Origin of the sequence: Streptomyces sp. NBC_00490 (genome assembly GCF_036013645.1) — a bacterium.
Taxonomy (GTDB): Bacteria; Actinomycetota; Actinomycetes; order Streptomycetales; family Streptomycetaceae; genus Streptomyces; species Streptomyces canus_F.
On sequence record NZ_CP107869.1, the window covers coordinates 481,460 to 497,645 of the forward strand.

Consider the following 16,186-nt stretch of genomic DNA (forward strand, 5'->3'; position numbering starts at 1 on the left):
GGTCACCCCTCCTCCGGTACGACGGCGACCGGGCAGTCGGCATGGTGCAGCAGTGCGTGCGTCACCGGGCCGAACTGGAGGCCATGGTGGCCGTGTCGGCGCCGGGCTCCGACGACCACCAGGTCAGCGGCGCCCGACCTGGTCAGCAGTGCCTCGCGGGCCCGCCCTTCTACGGTGGTGCGGCGCACCCGGACCGAGGGGTGCTCCGCAACCGCTTCACGCAGTGCGGCGTCGAGCAGTTCCGACGCCTGCCGCTCGTGCTGATGCGCCGGTTCACCGGCGATCAGAAGATGGTCCGCGGCCATGTGCGCGGGACGCCGCCAGGCTCGCACGGCGTCCAGCATGCACCCGCGCGCCTCGGCCTCGCGGAACGCGAACCGCACCGCCTCGCCGCCGGCGGCGTGGTCGCCCACACCGAGCAGGATCCGTTCGCGGTCGCCCGCAGCGCCGCCCCGGACCACGATCACCGGGCAGTGCGCGCGTCCGGCCACGGCCAGCGAGACCGAGCCGAGGAGCAGACCCGTCAGCCCTCCGCGCCCGTGGGATCCCGTCACCAGGGCGAAGGCGCGGTGACTCTCGTGCAGGAGTGCGTCGACCGCTTCCTCCGGCACCACCTGTGTGGAGACCTTGGCCTCGGGGTCGCGCCGCTGGGCACGTTCTGCGGCGGTGGCGAGGATGGTCTCCGCCATGACCTGCTCGGACGGACGTTCACCGGTGTCGGGCCGTACGGCGCCCTCGTAGCGCTCCCACAAGGAGGCGTACACCAGCAGCAGAGGCAGTCCGCAGCGGGCCGCCTCGTCCGCCGCCCAGTCGACCGCCAGGAGACTCGCGTCCGAACCGTCGACTCCCACGACCAGGGGAAGGTCCATCGTCCCCACCGCCTTTCGTCGGACCGCATACCGTGCGGCACCCGGCTCTGTCTCCACGGTCCCATCACCTGGCCCCGGACCGCAGAGGCCGTCGGGCACCGGCTCGGGACGTTCGGCCCCTGGGCCGCCGGCCCGATCCGCCGGACGCTGAAGTTGAGGCCCCGAGGGGACGGTTCCCATCCGGCCGCTCGGCCCTCCGTGTACGGCCGGGCCGTCTCTCGACTGGTTCCGGAATGGTGAGCAGACTCCCGGGGAGGGCAGTCATGGTTCCTCTCATCCTGATCGGCGCCGCCGTCGTGGGCGCATGCCTGGTGTTCGGCTACAGCTCGTTCGTCGTCGGCTTCGTGCTCATGCTCGTCGGCGTGCTCGGTCTCATCACGTTCATGTCCACGGTCGGCATGGTCCGGCGTCCCGGCGAACGCGGGACGGTCATCGAGGAACGGCACTACATGGGCGACACCCCGCGCGAGGACCACCGGCACCGGATGTGACCCCACCCGGCCCGGTAAGCATCGGCTCCCAAGGGCACGGCAGCACTCCATCCGTCCGTTCGGATCCGCCCCGCCGTCCGACCGCGTGCCACGATCCGCAGCCGCCTCACCGACCACGGCCGGTGCGGCGGTGCCCCGCGCGCCGACCGCGGCCTCCGCCCCCCGCCATGACCACCGCACTCGTCTCGGTCCTCCTCTTCCTGCACGGACTCGCTCATCTGCGGGTCCGGCTGCCCCGCAGGAACGCCGACGAGCGATTCGACCCGAGGTACTCCTGGATGCTGACCGCAGCCGGCGTGCAGGGCCCTCGGATCCATTTCACGGCCGCGACCTGACTCGCCTCGCTCACCACGCTGTACGCCATCGCGGGCGCGACAGCCGCGACACAGGCCGAGGGCTGGGCCACCGCGGCGATCCTCGCGGCCTCGGTCGGGCTGGTCCTCAAGGCCCTGTGGTTCACCCCTGGCTCTCGCTCGGCGTCATCGCGGCCGTACTGACGAATTGGCCCGCCTCGCTGTACTGAGCCGACCCGGGGCGCAGTCCGTCCAGGGAAGCCGTCGTGTCCGCCCCGGCAACGGCAGCCGGCCGAGCGGCAGCGAGTGCGGGCCGCCGAGGTGCTCGCCTCAACGGCCCGCGAGGACTTCGAGCCACAGACCGACGATGTCGTGCGGGTGGCTCCCTGGGCGCTGCCGATCAGAGGCGGACGGCAGTGCGTGGAACCGGGGTTGCCGTGCTGGGTGGTGCCTGCTCGACGTCCCTGCGGGCGCAACGGCGTGCCACCCGCAGGGCGAGTGCGTCCATCGCGGCCGTGAGGGCGAACGTCACGCCCATGGCCGCCACCAGCAACGCAGCGAACCGCTCCCAGAACACCAGTGTCAGACTCGTGCCCACGGTCCTCACTCCCCTCCGACGTGCTTCGTTGTCGTCACTGACATGGAACTCCGATCCGGGGCGCGCGGCGTGAGCCGACCGGCCCGGACAGGGCGCCGTGACGGTCCCGGGACGAGGGACGTCCACAGGGCCGCTCGGCCCATGCGCCGGGGCCGGTCGCCCCATGGTGCGGCGTGGCCGCACGGACAAGGCTGCGAACAGATGCGGTGCCGATACCGACGGCACCCCGCCAGGGAGGGCTCCGGAGGTGACGATCATGAAGCGGACATACCAGACCAGGCACCCCGACTCTCCACGACGGCCGGAGCCTCCCGACCTGCGCACGCCGTCCGGGCGGCCCCTGCCGTACTGAACCGCCGCGTCACCATACCGGGGGGCGTCGGCCAAGTGCGGGCCGCCGGGCCCGAACAACCCTTGCCGCAAGGGCCGTTCGGCCCTCAGGCCGGTGCCGTCCAGGCACTGGGGGACAGCCTCGGCGAGCGGTTCACTGGCAGTGTCGGAGGAGGATGCCATGTCCAGCGTCACACCGCCCACCGCCGGAACGTCCGGCAGCACATCGGAAGCTCCCGCGAAGACGGTCCGTACGGCTGTGTACTTCCTGCACCGCGAGAAGGTCTCGGCCGCCCCGCGTACCGTGTCGGCGCCCTCGACCGCCGCCTCGGCGATGCGCGCCCTGTTGGCCGGTCCCGAACCCGCCGAGATCCACCACGGCCGTACCACCACCATCCCGTCCGGTACCGAGCTGCGCTCCGTCGTCATCCGGAACCGGATCGCGACGGTCGACCTGTCCGGACGCTACGACGACGGAGGGGGCACCCTGTCGATGCGGGCCCGCCTGGCGCAGGTCGTGTTCACCCTGACCCGCTTCCCGACGGTGGACAAGGTCTCCTTCGAGATCGAGGGCGAGCCGGTGAAGCAACTGGGCGGCGAGGGGGTCGTGCTGGACGGGCCCGTCGGCCGGGCCGACTTCGAGGACCTGTGCCCCGCCGTCCTCGTCGAGTCCCCGATGATCGACGACACCGTCCGCACTCCGCTGAGGGTGTGGGGAAGTGCCGACACCTTCGAGGCGGAGTTCCAGCTGAAGGTCACCGACACCGCCGGGCGCACCGCCGCGGACGTCCAGGTGCGGGCGACGTCGGGCACCGGCACGCGCGGAACCTTCGACGTCACCTTCCCCTACAAGGCCACCCGCAGCGGGCCGGGCCTCCTCACGGCGTACTTCGTCTCGCCCGAGGACGGCCGACCCGTGACCGTCGACACCGTGCCGCTGACCGTGAACCGCTGACACCGGCCCGCGACACGCGAGAACCCCGGCGCGGCATCCGCGCCGGGGGCTTCCATGCCGGGCATGCCGGACCCGTGGATGTCTCCCGTCGATGGTCAGCTGATGCGGTGATCGCCCGGTGAGAAGGACGGCCAAGAAGTATGGCGAGGTCGGCGCCGTCGATGTCAGCCATGGGCGACGACGGCGACCGGCGCGCTCGCGTGGTGCAGCACGGCATGCGTGACCGGGCCGATGTGCGTGCCGAGCGGACTGCGGCGGATCCGGCGGCCGAGGACCACCAGCGAGGCCTCACGGGAGGCATCGACAAGATGGTCGGCGGCATTGCCGCAGCGGGGCTCCCCCATCACCTCGACGGCCGCGTACTTCTCCAGCCAGGGAGCCAGCGCCGCAGCCAGGGCGGTCGCCTGCCCGCGGGTGATCTCGTCACGCAGGTCCAGGTCGGCGGACAGGCCGTAGGTGTAGTACGGCGGCAGGTTCCAGCCGTACACCACCCGCAGGGCGGTGGACCTGCGCACGGCCGCGTCGAAGGCGAACTCGATGAGCGAGTCGTCGGGGCCGGCGACGTCGAGCCCGAGGACGACGGGCCGGTGCCGAGCGGCGTCCCATGGCATGCCGGCGTCCTCTGTCCGGTGCTCGTCGGCGCGGACCAGGACCACAGGCCGTTCGGCGTGGGCGACGACGGCCAGGCCGACGGAACCGACCAGGAACCCGCCGACCCCGCTCAGGCCGCGGGAGCCGAGGGCGAGCAGTTCGGCGTCCGCCGCCTCCTCCAGCAGGATCTCGGCGGGGCCACCGCGTCGCTGCTCCTCGACGATCTCCAGTCCGGGATGGCTTCCTAATGCTGTTGTCAAGCCGTCGGACTGCGACTCATCGGTCCAGGTGAGTGCGAGGGCACGTACTCACCTGGCGTCGTCGTCTTCGGCCATGTCGTACTCGTCGACGTCGAGCTCCGCGCCAGTGGCACTGAGGAAGTCCAGGACCTTGCGGTCCAGGTGCCAACCGAGGAGGTTGGGGGCGTCAGCAGCGCCCGACTGGGTTTGGTCGGTGTCGTTGAAGTAGCGCACGACGTGAAGCACTGCTCCGCCGCCAGTGCCAGCCAGGCGCCTGGTGAGGTCAGAGATGCGGTCCGTGTAGGGCTGCAGCCTGTCGAGAACGCGGGTGATCTGCTCGTCAACGCGCAGGCCCGGATCTCGGCATTCGACCATCCACGAGTGGTCGACCGGGACGACTGCCGGTTCGGTGAACCGGCAGCCCCGAACGGTTACCTCGTCGGGAGTGATCCCTAGTTGCGAGGTCATGTCGTCAGCCGAGATGTGCTGGCTGAACAGCGCGAAGTAGGCGTACTGGTGAAGTGGCATCCCCGCGGAGGATAGCGGCGCGGGAGGCGGGCCGACCATGAATATGCGTGTCCCGACAATCAGGCAGCCGCGATGTCCGGAGGCGTGACCTGGTAGCACCGGCGGTCACGGATAAGTGCCCAGATGACGTTGGTGCGTCGGCGGGCCAGGGCGAGCACGGCCTGGATGTGCTTCTTCCCCTCAGCCCGCTTGCGGTCGTAGCGGCTGACGCGCTCCCTGCGCACTGAGCCGGCCGGGGCCACAGAGGGCGCCCGAGCCGGCGGGGGCTGCTCCACGCGAGCGGGAGTTCCTCGCGCTGATCGGTGACGGCCGAACCCACCGCCAGATCGGCGGTCGGCTGTGCCTGTCGGAGAAGACCATCGAGAACCATCTCTCGCGCAGGCCGGCCGAGTTGGGCGTGCAGCGCCGAATGCAGGCCGCGGTGCTCGTCTCGCACCTGCAACAGCACGGAGCCGAGGACCATGCCGCACGGTGAGGCACCGTGAGGGGCCGGTCGGCGCCTTGTCGCTGTCACGCTGCTCGTCGAGCGGTGTGTCCTCGCGCGGCACGCACCAGCAGTTCGACGAGCAGCACGGTGGATGCCGTACCCAGGCACAGCGTCCACTGGGCGGCGTCGAGGGGTTCCGTGCCGAAGACCGTGCGAGCCCAGGGCAGATGGATCGCGATGACCTGGATCGCGAGGACTCCGGCCAGGCACAGCCACAGGGTGCGGTTGCGGAGCTGGTAGCGGCCCAGCAACGGGGCGTCCTCGGCACGGGCGTTGAGCGAGTTGAACAGCTGGAACAGCACGAACGTGGTGAATGCCATGGTCGCGGCGGTGTCGGCGCCGAAGCGCGGGCGGGCCAGCTGCAGCAGGACCACGGTGCCGACGGCCATGACCGCTCCGGCCCGGCCGATGGCCAGCAGGCGGCGGGCGTCCAGGATGCGCTCTCCCGGGTCACGTGGTGGGTGTCGCATCACGTCGTCGCGGGCGGGGTCGACGGCCAGGGCCATGGCGGGCGGGCCGTCCATGATGATGTTGATCCACAGGAGTTGGGCCGCCGTCAGCGGGGCCGGCAGGCCGGCCAGGGAGGCACCCAGCAGGGTGAGGATCGCGCCGACGTTGGTGGCCAGCTGGAAACGGACGAACTTGACGATGTTGTCATAGATCGCCCGGCCTTCGCGCACGGCCCGAACGATCGTCGAGAAGTCGTCGTCGGTGAGGACCAGGTCGGCGGCCTCCTTGGCGACGTCCGTGCCCGTGCGGCCCATCGCCACCCCGATGTGCGCGGCCCGCAGCGCCGGCGCGTCGTTGACCCCGTCGCCGGTCATGGCGACGATGTGGCCCCTGTCGGACAGCGCCCGCACGATCGTGACCTTGTGTTCGGGGGCGACCCGGGCGAACACCCCGATGCCGTCGATGCGTTCGGCGAGCTCTGCCTGGGACATCCGGTCCAGTTCGGCGCCGGTGACCACCTCGCCGGTGATGTCCAGTTCCCGGGCGATGGCGGCCGCGGTGGCGGCGTGGTCTCCGGTGATCATCTTGACGGCGACCCCGGCGGAGCGGCACAGCGCCATCGCGTCGCGGGCCTGCGGGCGCGGCGGGTCGGCTATCCCGGCGACGGATACGAGGGTCAGTCCGGGGAGTGCGGTCGGCTCGGGCGGGCCGTCCACCAGGGCGGTGGCCGCGCCCAGGACCCGGAGCCCCGAGCCGCCGAGGCTCGAGGTGACGTCGAGGATCTCTTTGCGGTGCCGGTCGTCGAGGTCGCGCACGCCGTCCTCGGTCACCACTTCGGTGCACAGGCCCAGCAGCACGTCCACCGCGCCCTTGACGTGGACGCGGGTGCGGCCGCCGGGTTCGGTGTGGAAGGTGGCCATGTACTTGGTGGCGGCGTCGAAGGGCAGTTCGCCGGTGCGCGGCAGTTCCGCGCGCAGTCCGTCGGCGTCCATGCCGGACTTCGCGGCGAGCACGACCAGTGCGGCCTCCATCGGATCGCCCACGAAGCCGTCGTCGGTCACATGCGCGTCGTTGCACACGGCGAACGGCATCACCGCGTCGAGGAGACGATCGGGGTGTCCCTCGGCGCCGCGTACGACGCCCTTCGTGTCGTAGCCCTGACCTGTGACGTCGTAGAGCCTGCCGCCGGTCCACAGAGCCCGGACGGTCATCTCGTTGAGGGTCAGGGTGCCGGTCTTGTCGCTGCACACGACGGTGGCGGAGCCGAGTGACTCCACGGAGGCCAGGCGCTTGACGATCGCACCGTGGCGGGCCATCCGGTGCACGCCGAGCGCGAGGGTCAGCGCCAGGACAGCGGGCAGTCCTTCGGGGATCGCCGCGACGGCGAGCGCCACCGCTCGCAGGGCGATGTCCGCGAGGGCCTCGCCGCGTACGAGGGCGACGAGCGCGTACGCGACGACCGCGACACCGCTCAGCAGGGCGAGCCTGCGGCCGAGGCTGTCCAACTGCACCTGGAGGGGGCTGGGCGGGTCGGTGCCGGTGCGCAGTTCCTCGGCGATCGCGCCCAGTTCGGTCCGCATGCCGGTGGCCGTGACGATGATCTCGGCGCGGCCCCGGGTCACGGCGGTGTTCATGAACAGCATGCCGGTGCGCTCGGCGAGCGGCAGGGACGCCGTACCGGCCGGCGCCGCGGTGGTTTTGGCGACAGGCTGTGACTCGCCGGTCAGGGCCGCTTCGGCGACCTCCACCGACTCCGCGACGACCAGCCGTCCGTCGGCCGGTACCCGGTCACCGGCTTCCAGCAGGACCACGTCTCCGGGGACGAGCGTGTGGGCCTCCACCACCCGTTCCGCACCGTCGCGGCGGACCCGGGTGGTGGGCACCAGCATCCGGCGCAGCGCTTCGAGGCTGCGTTCGGCGCGTCGCTCCTGGAGATAGCCGAGGACGGCGTTGATCTGCAGGACGACGGTGATCACCACGGCGTCCTTGATGTCGCCGATGGCTCCGGCGACGACGGCCGCGATCAGCAGAATCCCGATCAGCCAGTTGCGGAACTGGTCCAGGAACTTCAGCCACTCCGGCCGCCGGGCGGGTTCGGCCAGCCGGTTGGGTCCGTGGGCCGCCACCCGCTCGGCCGCCACCCGTTCGCTCAGGCCGATCTCCGGATCCACGCCGAGGCGGGCCGCCACCTCGGTGGAGGTCAGACAGTATGCGTCGGGTGCTCCGGCCGGAGCACCCGGCGGGGCAGTCACGTCCATGATCACGCCTTCTCTCCGGGCACCACGACAACGGGACAGTGCGCGTACCGCAGGACCTTCCGGCCGGCGCAGCGGCGCGGTACTCGGACCGCGCCGTGTCCGCGCCGCCGGACTCCGACCACGATCAGCTGCGCGCCGACGCTCACCTCGGCGAGGCGGCGGCCGGCCCGTCCCCGCACCGGGTGGGGGCGTACGACGACGTCGGGGTACTTCTCGCGCAGGTCGGACAATGCCCGCGCGGCCCGAGTGCCGCGCCGGCTCAGGACCACCAGGTCCGTGCCGCGCTCGGCGGCAGCAGCGAAGGCGAACTCGGCCGCTTTCCGAAACGCCGGTGAGGCGTCGTAGGCCAACACGACCGGGCCGGTCCGGGACGGCCTGCCGCACACCACCAGCACCGGACAACCGCCGTCGGCGCTGAGCCGCCCGGCGACCGAGCGGTGCAGCAGACCATTCAGCCCGCTGCGGTGACGACTGCCCAGCACGGCGAGGGACGCGGAGCGCACTTCGAGTCCCAGTACCGTCTCGGGTGCGCCGACGAGGACGCCACGGGTGATCGCCACCCGCGGGGCGACGCGACGAGCACGCCATTCCGCGTCGCCGAGTGCCCCGTTCACCCGGTCGCGCTGCTCGACACCACCGGGGTCCCAGGGCGGCACACCCGGCGCCACCTCTCCGGGCTCGGGACCCAAGGCGTGCGCCAACCGCAGTTCCACACCACGCCGGTCCGCCTCGCGGGCCGCGATCTCCACGGCGGCCAGACTCGACGCCGATCCGTCCACTCCCACAACGACCGGGCCGGTCATGTGGTGCTCCCCTCTCCGGGCGGCCCCGTCCGCAAGGGGACGGGCCGATGACGGCACGCGTGGCAGGGCCGGGCCCGGCCTCATCGGCCGGCCGGCCCCGCCTCGCGTCCACGTCTCCACCCTCCGGCCTGCGCGCCGTCGTCCGCACTGGGCCGTACGGCCCCCAGGGGCGCACCGTCCGGCCCTCCCCCACGGTCCGTGCCGCGCTCACTCTGAAGGTGGGGATCGATGCGCGCGGCACGGGGATCGGTCCCCGTGCCGGAACCGGAGGTGCGCGATGACCGGACCTGTCGTCGTCGGAATCGACGGCTCACCGGCGAGCATGGCGGCCGCGTGGTGGGCGGCCCACGAGGCGGCACGGCGGCACCTGCCCGTCCTGCTGCTCCACTCCTGGACGTCCCAGCCGCTCGATGTGACCGTCCCCCAGGAGGCGTTGAGCAAGCAGCAGTACGGGGGACGCGTGCTGCAGCGGGCCGAGGCCGAGTTGCGCCACCGCCACGGCGATCTGACCGTGAACACGGAACTGGTCTCGACACCCGCCGCCCAGGCGCTGCTGGACCTCGGCGCGGGTGCGGACCTGCTGGTACTGGGCTCCAGCGGCCACGGCGCGGTCGCCGGATTCCTGCTGGGCTCGATCAGCCTGCACGTCCTGGGCCTCGCGCGGTGTCCCACCGTGACGGTCCGAGCGGACGATCCTGCCGTCGAGGCGGGCTGGGACCGTCCCGCCGCACCGGACCGGGACGAGGTCGTGGTGGGCGTCCGCGCGGCAGGGCCGGCCGCCGACCCACTGCTGGAGTTCGCCTTCACCACTGCCCGGGCGGAGCACTCGCGCCTACGGGCCGTGCGAGCCCTGCCGCTGTCGTCCCTGCTGACGCATCCGCGCGCGCTGTCCGGCGAGGAGGCCGACGGCGGCTACGAGACGGACGAGCGTGCGCGGCTCGCAGCCGCGCTGGCGCCGTGGCGCGAGAAGTTCCCCGACGTCCCCGTGGTGGGCCACGTCGCCAGGGGCTCCGCCGCGCAGGTCTTGTTGTCCGCCTCCGCGCACAGCCGGCTCACCGTCGTAGGACGCAGGCACCACCCCTCCCGCCTCGCATGGAAGCTGGGTCCCGTCGCCCACGGGGTTCTGCATCACGTACCGTGCCCCGTCGCCGTGGTCCCGCACGACTGAGTCGTGCGGCCGGCCGTCGGCGTGACTCCCGCGGACATACGGCCTGTCCGGTGTGCCGACCGGCCGACAGGACGGGCCGGTTGGCCCAGGACGTCGGCAACTCAGCCGAGATGTAATGGAGTTGCGGGGCACCGTTCGGTGCCCCCACCCATCAGAGGAGTGTCGACATGGCAACGTCACGCACGCTTCGCCGTATCGCACTGAGCGGCGCGCTGCTGGTCATCGGAGCGGCACTGCCGACAACCACGACCGGTGCCCGTACGGACACCGAGTCCACCGTCGCGACCGTGGCAACGGGCGCCGCACCCGCCCGCGCGGGCCGCCCGACGTCCGCCGTCGACCGGGTCGCCGACTTCTACGGCGCCTACATCGACATCCTGTACGACTCCGGCCGCTCCCGGCTCTCCGACTCCCTGCGCACCCACTACCTCACCCCCGGACTACGGCGCGACCTGGCCCGCTGGGAGGCCGAACACTCCATGGACGGCGTTCTGCGCGACAAGGGCGTGCCCATCGCCTGGGAGGTCGTCTACAACGACAGCGGCATGGGGCACTGCTGGACCCGTGCCACGCTCACCTGGCAGGACACGGCGAGCCGGACCCACCGCACCCGTCTGATGATCCAGTCCGATCTGGCGACCCTGCTCATCTCCGGTATCCGGAGCGGCACCTGACCGTACGAAGATCCGGTCGGCTCATGCCGAGGTCAAGGCCTCGGCCACAGGCGCGCGGGGCGCTTCGCCGCCCGGTCCTCCGACCATCCAGCCACCAGGGCCACCTCGTGCCAGAGATACACCGTCACGGCGCGGGCGTTGAGCAACACCACGGCAGCGTGTACCGGCCGCAGGCGCCTCACCCAGGTGTCGCCGCGTGGTCCGAAGCGCAGCAGCAGGACGAAGCCGAAGGACCACAGTGCCTGGGCCAGCGGGATGGAGCCGAGGTCGTACCCCTCCTCGGTCGGGTGGGACACGGCGAACCAGCCGCCCGCGCCCATGACCGTGGCCGCCACCGCCATCACCCGGCCGGTCGGCAACCGACGGACCACCCCGTCGTGGTGGGCGAATCCGAGCAGCCAGCAGGCCCCGAACGTGACCAGGTCGGTGAACGGTTCGTCGATACGCGCAGGCAGCGGCAGCAGCGCGCTCTGCACCACGACCGCCAGTGCCAGGAACCCCGCCACCGACGTCCAGGGCGCCTTGCGGAACGCGCGCAGCAGCAACGGCGAGACGATCACGAACAGCAGGTAGGCGCGGATGTACCACAGAGGCGCGGCGATCTGCCGGGCCCATTCGGTGTCGACAAAGGGCGGTTCACTGACCGGCACGACCCAGAAGACCATCCTCGTGGTGGACGCCGTCGAGGACACCGGCTCCGTCGCCTACCTCCACGCCACCGCGAAACTCGGCCAGGAGCTCGTCCCGGTCGTGGTCCGGCTTCCGGGCGGGCCCGCGCACGGCAAGGGCGCCGAACTGCGCGTGGCGGTGCGCGCTGACGCGGTGCACTGCTTCTCCGCGGCGACGGGCCTGCGCCTGTCCGACCCCACGGACGTGCCCCGCGCGGCCGGTCGGCTCCCTCAGGAGGACACGGCGGCGCCGCAGTCCCAGGACGCCGTCCCGGTTCCCCTGCACGCCCCGCTTCAGGACGCCGCACCGGCGGACTGAAGCCAAGGACCCTTGGCCTCCCGAACGTCCCCGGTCGGCCCTCGTGGTGCCGACGGGCCGGCGGTCACGCTGGTCCTGGGCCCCGCCCCCGCGTACGGCGTCCTGCCCCGCGGGGCGTCGCGGCCCGAAGGAGTTGATCGCCATGACAACCCTTGCCGGACTACCGGACCGTCCGGTCCGCGTCAACGCGGTCCTCGACGCACCGCTGTCCCGCTGGCTCTGGCTGGTGAAATGGATCCTCGTCATCCCCCACTACGTCGTGCTGTTCTTCCTCTGGATCGCCTTCACGGTCGTGAGCATGATCGCGTTCTTCGCCATCCTGTTCACCGAGCACTACCCACGCCCCCTGTTCGACTTCAACCTCGGAGTACTGCGCTGGAGCTGGCGGGTCGCCTACTACTCCTACGGCGCCCTGGGCACCGACCGCTACCCGCCCTTCAGCCTCGGCGAAGAACCCCACTACCCGGCCCGGCTGGACATCGCCTACCCCGAGCATCTCTCCCGCGGCCTGGTCCTGGTGAAATGGTGGCTCCTGGCCATACCCCACTACGTCATCGTCGCCTTCTTCCTCGGCGGCTGGCACCTCGGATGGTGGGACGGCGGACTCGTCGCCGTACTCGCCCTGATCGCCGCCATCACCCTGGCCTTCACCGAGAAATACCCCAAGGGCCTGTTCGACCTGATCCTCGGCCTCAACCGCTGGGTACTGCGGGTCGCCGCCTACGCCGCCCTCATGACGGACACCTATCCCCCCTTCCGCCTCGACATGGGCGGCACCGAACCGGAGGACGCTCCGCAGGGCCAGCCGTGAGCAAGTGAGGGAGGAAACCGTGATCACGATCAAACAGGCCGCGGCGGAGTTCCTGACCAAGAAGCGCATCGCCGTGACCGGAGTGTCCCGCGAACCGCAGACACATGCCGCCGACGAGGTCGAGGGCGACCGTTGCCACCCGGACCTGAAGTCCATTCCAGGCGGCGTCGAGGCCGTGGTGATCGGCACCCGTCCGGAGGCCGCCGAGGACACCGTGCGCGAGTGTGTCGCCCTCGGCATCCGGCAGGTGTGGATGCACCGCCTGTTCGGCAGCGGCAGTGTGTCCGAGAAGGCCGCGGCGTTCGGCCGCGAGCACGGGATCACCGTCATCGAGGGAGGCTGTCCTCTGCTGTTCGGCCTGACCGCCGACACCGGCCACAAGGTCATGCGCGTGGCGCTCACCCCGGCCGGCCGGCTGCTCAGGCGGGTGGAGGTGGCCTGATGTCCGGGGTGAGCGGACTGCGCCGGCTCGACCGGTGGATGTACGGGGGCGGCCGCCCCAACCGGGTGGCGCGCCTGCTGAACCGGATCGCTGCGGTCCAGTACGCCGCCGGGCTGGCTCCGGGGTACTGCATGACGCTGGACGTGCGCGGGCGGCGTACCGGCCGACGCGTCTCCTTCCCGGTCGTCGTCGCGGAGCACGCGGGCGAGCGCTATCTCGTGGCGATGCTCGGCGAGCGGGCGAACTGGGTGCGCAACGTCCGCGCGGCCGATGGCCGGGCGGTGCTGCGGCACCGGGGCCGTACGCAGGTCCGGCTCGTTGAGGTGGACCCCGCCGACCGCGCACCCGTGCTGCGGGCCTACCTTGGGCGGGCGCCGGGCGCCAGGGCGCATGTGCCGGTGGACCGGCACGCCCGGCTGGAGGAGTTCGCGGGAATCGCGCACCGGTTCCCGGTCTTCCGCATCACTCGTCCGCCCGCCGATCCCACCTGACATCCCACGTGTTACGGCCCGTGCGGTCCGGGCGCCTTGTCACGCACGGGCCCGACCGTACGGCCGCCCGGGACCTTCGGCCCCTGCCGATGACGTCCCGTGGTGCGCGAACGTCGGAAGAAGGACGACGAAAGACAACTGGACCGGGAGGCACTCATGTCCGCCGTCTCTGTTCCGCAGCACCGCTCGACGCCCGGCCGCGGGGACTCCGCGGCCGTCTCCGTCTCCGGGCTGGTGAAGACGTTCGGACAGATCCGCGCTCTGGAGGGGCTGGACCTGACGGTGACGACCGGGGAAGTGCACGGGTTCCTCGGGCCCAACGGCTCGGGCAAGACCACCACCCTCCGGATCCTGCTCGGCCTGCTGCGGGCGGACGCAGGCGAGGTCCGGCTGCTCGGCGGCGACCCGTGGCGCGACGCGGTCCGGCTGCACCGGCGGCTGGCGTATGTACCGGGCGATGTGAGCCTGTGGCCGAAGCTGACGGGCGGCGAGATCATCGACGTCTTCGGGCGGATGCGCGGCGACCTCGACCGCGGCCGGCGCGACGAGCTGCTGGAGCGGTTCGAGCTCGATCCGGCCAAGAAGGCCCGCACCTACTCCAAGGGCAACCGGCAGAAGGTCGGCCTGGTCGCCGCGCTGGCCTCCCGCGCCGAACTGCTGCTCCTGGACGAACCGACCTCCGGCCTCGACCCGCTCATGGAGAGCGTCTTCCAGGACTGCATCCGCGAGGTGACGGCCGAGGGCCGCACGGTCCTGCTGTCCAGTCACATCCTGGCCGAGGTGGAGGCCCTGTGCGACCGGGTGAGCCTCATCCGGTCGGGCCGCACCGTCGAGAGCGGCACGCTGGCCGACCTGCGGCACCTGACCCGCACGTCGATCGACGCCGCGACGGTGCGCACGCCCACCGGTCTCGGCGCGCTGCCCGGCGTGCACGGCCTGCGCGCCGAGGACCATCGGGTCCGCTTCGACGTGGACACCGACCGCCTGGACGATGCCGTACGCCACCTCACCGGCTTCGGCATCCGCACCCTCACCAGTCAGCCGCCCTCGCTGGAGGAGCTGTTCCTGCGCCACTACGGCGACGAAGCGGCCGCCCACGGCCACCGGGACCCGCGATGACCTCGTCGAACGAGCTCACCGGCACCGCCGTCCTCACCCGGCTTATCCTGCGCCGCGAACGCCTCCGCATCCTGATCTGGACCATCGCCGTGCCCCTGCTGGTGCTGCTGACGGCGACCAGCGTCAAAGGCCTCTACCCCACCCAGCACGACTTGGACGTGGCGGCCGAAGCAAGTGAGGACAATGCCGCGGCCATCGCCTTCAACGGACCCGCCCAGGGTCTCGACACGCTGGGCGGCGAAGTGGCCTTCCAGGTGGGCACTCTCGGACTGGTCATGGTCGCTCTGATGAGCACGTTCATGACGGGACGGCAGACCCGTGCCGAGGAGGAAGCAGGCCGCGGGGAACTGATCCGCTCCCTGCCCGTCGGCCGGCACGCGAACGCCACCGCCACCCTGCTGGTCGTGGCCGGCATGAACGCGGTGGTCGGGGCCCTGGTGACACTCGGCCTCATCGGCCTGGACCTGCCCGTCACGGGGTCTGTCGTCTTCGGCCTGTCCTTCTGTGCGCTCGGCCTCGTCTTCGCCGCGATCACCAGCCTGATCGCCCAGGTCTCGGAGAACACCCGGGTCGTGCACGGCAGCGCCGGCGCCGTCCTGGGAGCGGCCTTCGTGCTGCGAGCGGTCGGGGACATCGGTGACGGCACCGTGTCGTGGTTCTCCCCCATCGGCTGGGTCCAGAAGACCCGCCCCTTCGCGGGCGAACGCCTCTGGCCCCTCCTCCTCGTCGTCGCGGGTACCGTCGCGGCCGTCGCCGCGACCCACGCCCTGTCCGACCGGCGCGACCTCGGCGCGGGCCTAGTACCGCCCCGGCCCGGCCGACCGCGGGCGGCACCCGCGCTCGGCCGGCCGCTGGGCCTGGCGCTGCGGCTGCAGCGTGGCAGCCTCATCGCCTGGAGCTGCGGTGTGTTTCTCGCGGGCGTCGCCTATGGCTGGGTCGCCGTCGACGTGGAGGACTTCGTCGCCGACAACGAGGCCATGGAGGACCTGATCACCGGCTACGGCGGGGCCGACCTCACCGAGGCCTATCTGTCCCAGTCGCTGCTCGTCGTCGCACTGCTCGGCGCCGGGTACGCCGTCCAGTCGGCCCTCCGGCTGCACGGCGAGGAGAGCGGGCTGCGGGCCGAGCCGGTGCTCGCCACCCCCGTCTCCCGCGACCGCTGGGTGGCCAGTCACCTGACGGTGGCACTGGCCGGCAGCGTCGTCGTCCTCACGGCCGCGGGCCTGGGCACGGGACTCGCCTACGGCCTCACCAGCGGCGAGCTGGACCAGGTGCCCCGCCTGCTGGGCGCCGCACTCGCCTACACGCCCGCGCTCTGGCTGCTCGCGGGACTGGTCATCGCCCTGTTCGGCCTCGCACCGCGCGCCATCACGGCTGCCTGGGCCGCCCTCGCGGCCTGCTTCGTCATCGGCCTGTTGGCCCAGGCTCTCGACCTGCCCTGCTGGGTCAGGGACGTCTCCCCCTTCGAGCACGTCCCGCACCTGCCCGCGGCCGACCCGGCCCTCACCGCGCCGGTCCTCCTCCTGGCCATCACCGCCGTCCTCATCACGGCCGGTCTGGTGGGTTTCCGCCAACGGGACGTGCGATAGGGCCACTTGGCCC

Annotated in this window: 18 protein-coding genes and 2 pseudogenes; 12 read left to right on the top strand and 8 right to left on the bottom strand. The window is 71.9% G+C overall.

From position 1 onward, the window contains the following. Window positions 1-2 precede the first annotated feature (2 nt). Window positions 3-869 (bottom strand): universal stress protein, encoded by an 867-nt coding sequence (locus OG381_RS01975; protein WP_327714317.1) that lies wholly within the window; start codon window positions 867-869, stop codon window positions 3-5. Between the two features lie 263 nt (window positions 870-1,132). Between OG381_RS01975 and OG381_RS01980 the strand changes: the two genes are divergently transcribed. Beyond that, window positions 1,133-1,360: a hypothetical protein gene (locus tag OG381_RS01980; protein ID WP_327714318.1), complete on the top strand. Its 228-nt coding sequence runs from the start codon at window positions 1,133-1,135 to the stop codon at window positions 1,358-1,360. A 167-nt stretch (window positions 1,361-1,527) separates the two neighbouring features. Next, on the top strand, window positions 1,528-1,695 hold the full coding sequence (locus OG381_RS01985; RefSeq protein WP_327714319.1) for a hypothetical protein: 168 nt from the start codon (window positions 1,528-1,530) through the stop codon (window positions 1,693-1,695). A gap of 358 nt (window positions 1,696-2,053) precedes the next feature. On the opposite strand, the gene OG381_RS01990 is transcribed toward OG381_RS01985, so the two are convergent. Beyond that, window positions 2,054-2,251 (bottom strand): hypothetical protein, encoded by a 198-nt coding sequence (locus tag OG381_RS01990; RefSeq protein WP_327714320.1) that lies wholly within the window; start codon window positions 2,249-2,251, stop codon window positions 2,054-2,056. A 511-nt stretch (window positions 2,252-2,762) separates the two neighbouring features. On the opposite strand from OG381_RS01990, the gene OG381_RS01995 reads away from it, so the two are divergent. Further along, entirely contained in the window at window positions 2,763-3,536 is a 774-nt protein-coding gene (locus OG381_RS01995) for a GerMN domain-containing protein (RefSeq protein WP_327714321.1), read from the top strand. 164 nt (window positions 3,537-3,700) lie between these two features. Here the strand turns inward: OG381_RS01995 and OG381_RS02000 are convergent, their stop codons facing one another. The 3 genes and pseudogenes from OG381_RS02000 to OG381_RS02010 form a co-directional block, all read right to left on the bottom strand. Then, window positions 3,701-4,387, bottom strand: a complete 687-nt coding sequence (locus OG381_RS02000) for a universal stress protein (RefSeq protein ID WP_327714322.1) — start codon at window positions 4,385-4,387, stop codon at window positions 3,701-3,703. Window positions 4,388-4,435: 48 nt separating this feature from the next. After that, a complete protein-coding gene (locus OG381_RS02005) occupies window positions 4,436-4,894 on the bottom strand; it encodes a DUF4279 domain-containing protein (RefSeq protein WP_327714323.1) in 459 nt (152 codons plus the stop codon). Window positions 4,895-4,953: 59 nt separating this feature from the next. After that, window positions 4,954-5,094 (bottom strand): annotated as a pseudogene (locus OG381_RS02010) (IS110 family transposase); the annotation flags it as partial. A 1-nt stretch (window position 5,095) separates the two neighbouring features. Between OG381_RS02010 and OG381_RS02015 the strand changes: the two are divergent. After that, a pseudogene (locus OG381_RS02015) lies at window positions 5,096-5,369 on the top strand (response regulator transcription factor); the annotation flags it as partial. Window positions 5,370-5,404: 35 nt separating this feature from the next. On the opposite strand, the gene OG381_RS02020 reads toward OG381_RS02015, so the two are convergent. Both OG381_RS02020 and OG381_RS02025 read right to left on the bottom strand, forming a co-directional pair. Then, window positions 5,405-8,089 carry a cation-translocating P-type ATPase gene (locus OG381_RS02020; RefSeq protein WP_327714324.1) on the bottom strand — a complete coding sequence of 895 codons (2,685 nt, stop codon included), beginning with the start codon at window positions 8,087-8,089 and terminating at the stop codon, window positions 5,405-5,407. Between the two features lie 2 nt (window positions 8,090-8,091). Then, window positions 8,092-8,892, bottom strand: coding sequence for a universal stress protein (locus OG381_RS02025; protein ID WP_327714326.1), 801 nt, complete (start codon window positions 8,890-8,892; stop codon window positions 8,092-8,094). A gap of 277 nt (window positions 8,893-9,169) precedes the next feature. On the opposite strand from OG381_RS02025, the gene OG381_RS02030 reads away from it, so the two are divergent. After that, window positions 9,170-10,060: a universal stress protein gene (locus OG381_RS02030; protein WP_327714327.1), complete on the top strand. Its 891-nt coding sequence runs from the start codon at window positions 9,170-9,172 to the stop codon at window positions 10,058-10,060. 167 nt (window positions 10,061-10,227) lie between these two features. Continuing rightward, entirely contained in the window at window positions 10,228-10,734 is a 507-nt protein-coding gene (locus tag OG381_RS02035; RefSeq protein WP_327714328.1) for a hypothetical protein, read from the top strand. Window positions 10,735-10,766: 32 nt separating this feature from the next. Here the strand turns inward: OG381_RS02035 and OG381_RS02040 are convergent, their stop codons facing one another. Continuing rightward, a complete protein-coding gene (locus OG381_RS02040) occupies window positions 10,767-11,426 on the bottom strand; it encodes an acyltransferase family protein (protein WP_327714329.1) in 660 nt (219 codons plus the stop codon). Between OG381_RS02040 and OG381_RS02045 the strand changes: the two genes are divergently transcribed. From OG381_RS02045 to OG381_RS02070, 6 genes are all read left to right on the top strand, one after another. Next, entirely contained in the window at window positions 11,407-11,721 is a 315-nt protein-coding gene (locus OG381_RS02045; protein WP_327714330.1) for a hypothetical protein, read from the top strand. The two genes, OG381_RS02040 and OG381_RS02045, sit on opposite strands and share 20 nt — an antisense overlap. Window positions 11,722-11,863: 142 nt before the next feature. Continuing rightward, entirely contained in the window at window positions 11,864-12,532 is a 669-nt protein-coding gene (locus OG381_RS02050; protein WP_327714331.1) for a DUF4389 domain-containing protein, read from the top strand. 19 nt (window positions 12,533-12,551) lie between these two features. Continuing rightward, on the top strand, window positions 12,552-12,974 hold the full coding sequence (locus tag OG381_RS02055) for a CoA-binding protein (RefSeq protein WP_327714332.1): 423 nt from the start codon (window positions 12,552-12,554) through the stop codon (window positions 12,972-12,974). Then, on the top strand, window positions 12,974-13,465 hold the full coding sequence (locus OG381_RS02060) for a nitroreductase/quinone reductase family protein (RefSeq protein WP_327714334.1): 492 nt from the start codon (window positions 12,974-12,976) through the stop codon (window positions 13,463-13,465). The genes OG381_RS02055 and OG381_RS02060 overlap by 1 nt, the downstream gene beginning before the upstream one ends. Before the next feature lie 156 nt (window positions 13,466-13,621). Next, window positions 13,622-14,584: an ABC transporter ATP-binding protein gene (locus OG381_RS02065; RefSeq protein WP_327714335.1), complete on the top strand. Its 963-nt coding sequence runs from the start codon at window positions 13,622-13,624 to the stop codon at window positions 14,582-14,584. Then, window positions 14,581-16,173 (top strand): ABC transporter permease, encoded by a 1,593-nt coding sequence (locus OG381_RS02070; protein WP_327714336.1) that lies wholly within the window; start codon window positions 14,581-14,583, stop codon window positions 16,171-16,173. Before OG381_RS02065 ends, OG381_RS02070 begins: the two co-directional genes overlap by 4 nt. The last annotated feature ends 13 nt before the right edge of the window (window positions 16,174-16,186 follow it).

Excerpts from the sequence above, each read along its gene's own strand:
- OG381_RS01980 (WP_327714318.1), top strand. The coding sequence starts at position 1,133 with ATGGTTCCTCTCATCCTGATCGGCGCCGCCGTCGTGGGCGCATGCCTG.
- OG381_RS02030 (WP_327714327.1), top strand. The coding sequence starts at position 9,170 with ATGACCGGACCTGTCGTCGTCGGAATCGACGGCTCACCGGCGAGCATG.
- OG381_RS02020 (WP_327714324.1), bottom strand. The coding sequence starts at position 8,089 with ATGGACGTGACTGCCCCGCCGGGTGCTCCGGCCGGAGCACCCGACGCA.
- OG381_RS02050 (WP_327714331.1), top strand. The coding sequence starts at position 11,864 with ATGACAACCCTTGCCGGACTACCGGACCGTCCGGTCCGCGTCAACGCG.
- OG381_RS02005 (WP_327714323.1), bottom strand. The coding sequence starts at position 4,894 with ATGCCACTTCACCAGTACGCCTACTTCGCGCTGTTCAGCCAGCACATC.
- OG381_RS01985 (WP_327714319.1), top strand. The coding sequence starts at position 1,528 with ATGACCACCGCACTCGTCTCGGTCCTCCTCTTCCTGCACGGACTCGCT.
- OG381_RS02060 (WP_327714334.1), top strand. The coding sequence starts at position 12,974 with ATGTCCGGGGTGAGCGGACTGCGCCGGCTCGACCGGTGGATGTACGGG.
- OG381_RS01995 (WP_327714321.1), top strand. The coding sequence starts at position 2,763 with ATGTCCAGCGTCACACCGCCCACCGCCGGAACGTCCGGCAGCACATCG.
- OG381_RS01975 (WP_327714317.1), bottom strand. The coding sequence starts at position 869 with ATGGACCTTCCCCTGGTCGTGGGAGTCGACGGTTCGGACGCGAGTCTC.
- OG381_RS02035 (WP_327714328.1), top strand. The coding sequence starts at position 10,228 with ATGGCAACGTCACGCACGCTTCGCCGTATCGCACTGAGCGGCGCGCTG.
- OG381_RS02065 (WP_327714335.1), top strand. The coding sequence starts at position 13,622 with ATGTCCGCCGTCTCTGTTCCGCAGCACCGCTCGACGCCCGGCCGCGGG.
- OG381_RS02025 (WP_327714326.1), bottom strand. The coding sequence starts at position 8,892 with ATGACCGGCCCGGTCGTTGTGGGAGTGGACGGATCGGCGTCGAGTCTG.
- OG381_RS02070 (WP_327714336.1), top strand. The coding sequence starts at position 14,581 with ATGACCTCGTCGAACGAGCTCACCGGCACCGCCGTCCTCACCCGGCTT.